Genomic DNA, 5382 nt, shown 5'->3' with positions numbered 1-5382 from the left:
GGTTCACTCCGTTCAAACCGTACAATCGCAAGACGTAAACGGAATGCAACGGCGTGCAAGAAAGCGAGAGGGTCGGTCTATTTTATGATGTATCCCCGTCTGGATACCGTCGAAGAAACATGAGCGCTACGACGCAAACTCTCTCTGAAGCCCCGTCGTTGCCGAACGAGAACGAATCGAAAAACCTCACGAAGGACAAGATCTTCCACATCCTTCAGACACAACGACGGCGACACGCCCTACGGTATCTCAAAGAGCACGACAACCCCGTGGAAATGCGCGACCTCGCGGAACAAGTCGCCGCATGGGAAAACGACACCACCGTTCAAGCACTCGCTTCGGACGAACGCCAACGCGTGTACATCGCACTCTATCAGTCGCATCTCCCGAAACTCGACAGCGAAGGCATCATCGAGTACAACAAGAGTCGTGGAATCGTCGAACGTGACGATCTGGCCGACGAATTCGATCCATACCTCGAACCGTCTATCGAGTCCGAAACATCGGAAACCGAAATCGACGTCGAGTCGGATAACGACCGCTGGTTCAGTTACTACCGCTGGGCAACCGCAGTCAGCGCGGGAACGTTCGCAGCAGCGTGGTTGAACGCACCGCTCGTCTCGGCCGCATCGACCAACCTTCTCGGTGCATTCGTCGTCGGACTGTACGCGATGATATCCGCCATGCAGATCGCCCTCCGTTAACGACAAACGTCCGAAACGAATCGTCTTGTGAGACAGGTTTTATATGTTTTAATAATTTAGAATGAATTCATATCAATTTTGTCTGACGTAGAACTATATGGCGAAGGAACTAAGCGTCCGACTACGTACTCGAAACAAATGTTCGGTCACCGGAACCATATTTGGTTGGTTATCCATGCTATCCTTGTCGTTTTCCTCGTCGTCGGTGTCGCCGTGGTTCCGGCAACAGCAGGGGGGACGGATGGGACAGATACCGGACGGATTATCTCGATACATCGAACCGGAGATGCCGTCGTCACGAAAACGAACGAGACGACGTACGTTTGGCAGTCCGAACGGTACACCGCCGATGTAAAATTCCGTATAAATTCGAACGTGTCGAAGTATTCGGTTTGCCTACTGGAAAGTTACAACGGCAAGGACCCCCACAGCGTCGTCTGTCAAAGTGCGACCGTCGGAAACGGTTCGACCACGACCGTCACACTCAACGGTACCAACGCGAGCGAAACCGGAAAACGGACGCTCTATTTCCGACTGAGACCCACGTTCGGAAGCGACGTTCCGATCATCGACAGTCGAACGATCAACCAGACGGTCATCACGAAAGGGGGAGACTACGACCAAGACGGCCTGACGAACGAGTTCGAGGCCGACAAAATACAAGAGAATGGTTGGCCAGCTGACGCCCTCAACGATTCGGACATGGACAGCGACGGACTCAACGACGGGGAGGAAGTCAACAAATGGGGAACGAACCCAGTCAGCAAGGACAGCGATAACGACAGTATACTCGACGGAAAGGAGATACTCAGCGGAACGAACCCGAACAAGGCGGATAGCGATGGGGACGGCGTCAACGATGCAAAAGATCCCGAGCCGATGAACCCGAACGTTGCGAGATCGACTACGCAAGCGTCGAAAACGACGACGGCAACGAAACACCAGCAGTCGAACGGTCTTTCGGGAATACAACTCCTGCTCGTCGGTGTCGTCGGTATCGGTATTTTCGGCGCTGCAGCCTTGCTCTGGCGGGTCGGTCGCGACGACCCCGATCCACCGACACCGGTCCCCGAATCGGGAACCACCTCGATACCGGTAACGAAATCAGAGGAAGGCGATGCCGACGGTGACGAAAACATCCTCACCGACGAAGGTCAAGTGTTGAAACTCCTGCGCAATAATCGAGACCGGATGAAACAGGTGGATATCGTCGAGAAAACCGGGTGGTCGAAGTCGAAGGTAAGCAGACTGCTCTCCAGAATGGAAGAAAGGGGTGACATCAATCGATTGCGCGTCGGTCGTGGCAACATTGTATACCTCGAAGGCGCGAAACCTAACGGTGCTCGATCGCCACATGAAGAAGATTCATATAGTTAGATCGATATTTAAAAACCCAGCACAGGCAAGGTGAAACAGTTGGAACACTACAGATATTCGACATAGTTCCAGTCCGTTTCAGCTCCTTAATTGCTGGATAATAATAGTGGTACCCTGTGAAGCATGGGATACAATGTCGATAGACATGAACGGTTCCCGAAACGTCGACGGTAGCACGATGGCCGATACGCAGTGTCGTAACTGTAGCTCGTTCGTGACTCCCCAATTCGCCCGCGTGTTCGGGAACAACCGAAACGAAGTCTACGGCTGTTTCGAATGTATGACTGCGACCGAAGTGAAGAAGGGACGTGCCAACGACCCCGTCGAAGCCGACCTCGCCCGAGAGGAAATGCGGTAGTGCTAACGCGCACCTCTACTTCTCACTTCATTCCATAGCCGAAGATAACAGACAGCGCGGAGTTACTTGTCCCGAGAGACTTCCTCGTTCGGGAGCGTCATCGCACCTTCCGAGAGCGTGACACCTGGATAGAGACTGGTGTTGATGCCCGTTTTCACGTTGTCGCCGACGACGACACCGAACTTCCGCCGTCCAGTGGAAACTCGGTCACCTTTCACCGTGTGTTTGACCGACTTACCGTCGTGACGGAGATTGGCCACGTTCGTTCCCGCACCGAAGTTCACGTTACGACCGAGGACGCTATCACCGACATAGGAGAGGTGACCGACCGTCGCACCTGGCGACAAGACGCTGTTTTTCACCTCGACGCTGTGGCCGACTTTTGCGCCTTCATCCACGAGCGTTGCACCCCGGATGTACGCGTTCGGTCCGATGGTTGCATCCGAACGGATCAGCGCCGGTCCCTCGATGACGACGCCGGATTTGACCGTTGCACCCTCCTCGACGACTACATCCCCCGTAATCGTGGACCCATCGCTCACATCCCCACTGATATCGCGTTCCAACTCTCCGATTTTCCATTCGTTCGCTTCGAGCAGTTCCCACGGGCGGCCCACGTCGAGCCATCGTTCGACTTCGACGGCAGTGACGTCGTATTCCTCGATGACGCGCTCCACTACGTCCGTGATTTCGAACTCGCCGCGTTCGCTCTCACCGACGTCGAGCCAGTCACGCGCTTCTTCAGGGAACACGTATGCACCAGTGTTGGCAAGGTCCGTCGGCGGGTTGTCCGGTTTTTCGACGATGCCCGTCGCACGATCACCATCCGTCGAGATGACGCCGTAATTCGAAGGATCATCGACTCGGTACGTCCCCACACCGGGACCGTTCGAGAGTAGCTTTTTGACGGCAGCGGTATCGTAGAGATTGTCGCCGTTGAGGACGGCAAACGGCCCGTTGATGTGTTCACGGGCCGCGCGAACCGCGTCGGCCGTTCCACGTTGCTCTTCCTGTACCGAATATTTGACCGGGATTCCGGCGTACTCCGCGCCGAAGTACTCCCGGACGGTGTCAGCCTCGTAGCCGACGACGAGAACGAGTTCTTCGGCACCCGCTTCGACGGCGGCTCGCGCCGTGTGAGCGACAAGTGGTTCCTCTGCAACCGGCAACATGGGCTTCGGACACGATGCGGATAGCGGTCGCATTCGTGTACCCTCACCTGCGGCCAGAACGATTGCCTGCATAGCAGTATCTTCCGCTAGAAGGCGTATAATTATTCACGGGCTAACGAGCGGACTACACGCGGAACGAGTTCTGCGTGGACGAAATCATGTCACGGAACGGATTCGACCGCTCTCGGGATGGGAGATCTTCCCAAACATCCATACCATCGTACGTCTGTCCGAACTCCAGATACTCACGCGCCAACCACAGGGCGTGGTTTTGTGACCCGAGTCCGGGGAAGAGCGTTCGTGTCTCCCCGTTCTGAACGACGAGGGCTTGCCACTGATCACCGACTCGACGGCAGATCACCGATTCAACCCCATCCGACCATTCGATCCCACCGTAGACGTTGCGTTGGAGCCGATAATCCTCGATACGGACCGGAATACCACTGTAACAGCCGTCCGCTTCCTTGACCGTATGATTGGCAACTTGTTTCATTCTGCTCCCTCGCTCACGTCGCGGCACTCCCAAACCATCTCTAACATATCATTTCGGGGATGCGGTAAAAGATGTTGACCTTCGTGCTCCCACTCTTTATATAGGGACGGATAGAATGATACTTATTCTATAATAAAACGGATGAAACGCAAGACAGTACCGGTTTCCCTGTTGTCGACAAACGAATAGAACAGTGTGAAACCGTATTCCCCCTTTTTAGAGATGGGGAAAGAAGCGCTAGTTGTAATGAGTGCGACCGAAAGCCGCCACAAGGTTTCCGATCTCGTCGACTCGTTCGTCGGCCTCGAAATCGAAGACCCCCTCCGTGTCACCGTCGGTGACGTCACTATCGATTGCCACGTGCACGATATCGACCGAACGAACGACCGATTTACCATACTGGTGAAAACCTTCGCGGACGATTATCTCCGCATCGAGACCCAATGGATCGGTGGATGGCTCGATCCCCAAGTAGACCGCCTCAAGCCGATTGCAGAGGAACGACAGCCGATCGGCAAGCTACAGAACATCGAAGCGGCGTAAAAACGGGGGTATCAGTCGTTTGGAGGGGGAAGGCTTTTTTACCGTTTGGCGAGTTGCGTGATTTCAACCATCAGGTCGAGACCATCAGTACACCGGAAGGTCCACGCACGATCGAAGCCGATTCCGGACCGATGTGCGCCTCGGAGTAGGGATGACAGTTTGGTTTCGAACTCCGTTTCGTCCATCGTAGGTGCGTGCTCCCTACAGGTATGTGTGGTCTCGGGGTCACTCGCCAGTCGCGTCACTTCGACCATGAGGTCGGGATGATCGTCCTCGCGGCGGAACGTCCACGAGCGGTCGAACGTGACCGCACCACGGCGTGCCGCAACCAGGAGAGTCTTCAAAGAACCCTCGAATTCTTGGGAACCTGTCCAAAGAGAGGCGCTGTCAGTTTGGCTCATTTTTCGCTTTCCTCGATTCGGCCATATCCCCGGGGGGTAATAAAAGGAGAAACTCGTCGTGCACCGTTTCAGATCGTTTCAAACCGCGTATGTTCTGTTGTCGAAGTTTGTACGTCGAAAATCAGCGAGTCAGAGATCACTGCCGCGGAGAGACTTTATCCAACTGTTCAGTCAACAGTCCGTTGATAGATTGTGGGTTGGAAACGTTCTCAAAAATGATGTTGTTCGTCGACGGTCCGGCGGTGTGTATCTTCACCGTCCCGTAATCGAAGATGCGTTCCGGAAGTGATTGTGAGAAGGCAATATCCTGCACACGTTCCAATCGAATTTGTGA

Annotated in this window: 8 protein-coding genes; 4 read left to right on the top strand and 4 right to left on the bottom strand. The window is 54.6% G+C overall.

Annotation, left to right across the window (positions count from 1 at the left end):
* The first annotated feature begins 119 nt into the window (after positions 1-119).
* From WBV42_RS05975 to WBV42_RS05965, 3 genes are all read left to right on the top strand, one after another.
* Complete coding sequence (locus WBV42_RS05975; protein ID WP_423985215.1) at positions 120-704, top strand: DUF7344 domain-containing protein; 585 nt, start codon at positions 120-122, stop codon at positions 702-704.
* A 375-nt stretch (positions 705-1079) separates the two neighbouring features.
* Positions 1080-2081: a DUF7343 domain-containing protein gene (locus WBV42_RS05970; RefSeq protein ID WP_423985213.1), complete on the top strand. Its 1002-nt coding sequence runs from the start codon at positions 1080-1082 to the stop codon at positions 2079-2081.
* Between the two features lie 178 nt (positions 2082-2259).
* Positions 2260-2439 (top strand): DUF7563 family protein, encoded by a 180-nt coding sequence (locus WBV42_RS05965; RefSeq protein WP_423985212.1) that lies wholly within the window; start codon positions 2260-2262, stop codon positions 2437-2439.
* Between the two features lie 62 nt (positions 2440-2501).
* Here the strand turns inward: WBV42_RS05965 and glmU are convergent, their stop codons facing one another.
* Both glmU and WBV42_RS05955 read right to left on the bottom strand, forming a co-directional pair.
* Positions 2502-3683 (bottom strand): bifunctional sugar-1-phosphate nucleotidylyltransferase/acetyltransferase, encoded by a 1182-nt coding sequence (glmU, locus tag WBV42_RS05960; RefSeq protein WP_423985211.1) that lies wholly within the window; start codon positions 3681-3683, stop codon positions 2502-2504.
* Between the two features lie 52 nt (positions 3684-3735).
* Positions 3736-4104 (bottom strand): hypothetical protein, encoded by a 369-nt coding sequence (locus WBV42_RS05955; protein WP_423985210.1) that lies wholly within the window; start codon positions 4102-4104, stop codon positions 3736-3738.
* 246 nt (positions 4105-4350) lie between these two features.
* Here WBV42_RS05955 and WBV42_RS05950 point away from each other — a divergent pair, with 246 nt between their 5' ends.
* Complete coding sequence (locus WBV42_RS05950; protein ID WP_423985209.1) at positions 4351-4647, top strand: hypothetical protein; 297 nt, start codon at positions 4351-4353, stop codon at positions 4645-4647.
* Between the two features lie 38 nt (positions 4648-4685).
* On the opposite strand, the gene WBV42_RS05945 is transcribed toward WBV42_RS05950, so the two are convergent.
* Both WBV42_RS05945 and WBV42_RS05940 read right to left on the bottom strand, forming a co-directional pair.
* Positions 4686-4991 (bottom strand): hypothetical protein, encoded by a 306-nt coding sequence (locus WBV42_RS05945; protein WP_423985208.1) that lies wholly within the window; start codon positions 4989-4991, stop codon positions 4686-4688.
* 193 nt (positions 4992-5184) lie between these two features.
* On the bottom strand, positions 5185-5382 hold a 198-nt coding region (locus tag WBV42_RS05940; protein WP_423985207.1), incomplete at its 5' end, for a PH domain-containing protein.

Origin of the sequence: Haladaptatus sp., from assembly GCF_049589095.1 — an archaeon.
Classification (GTDB): Archaea; Halobacteriota; Halobacteria; order Halobacteriales; family Haladaptataceae; genus Haladaptatus.
This window is presented reverse-complemented; position numbering and strand designations above follow the sequence as displayed.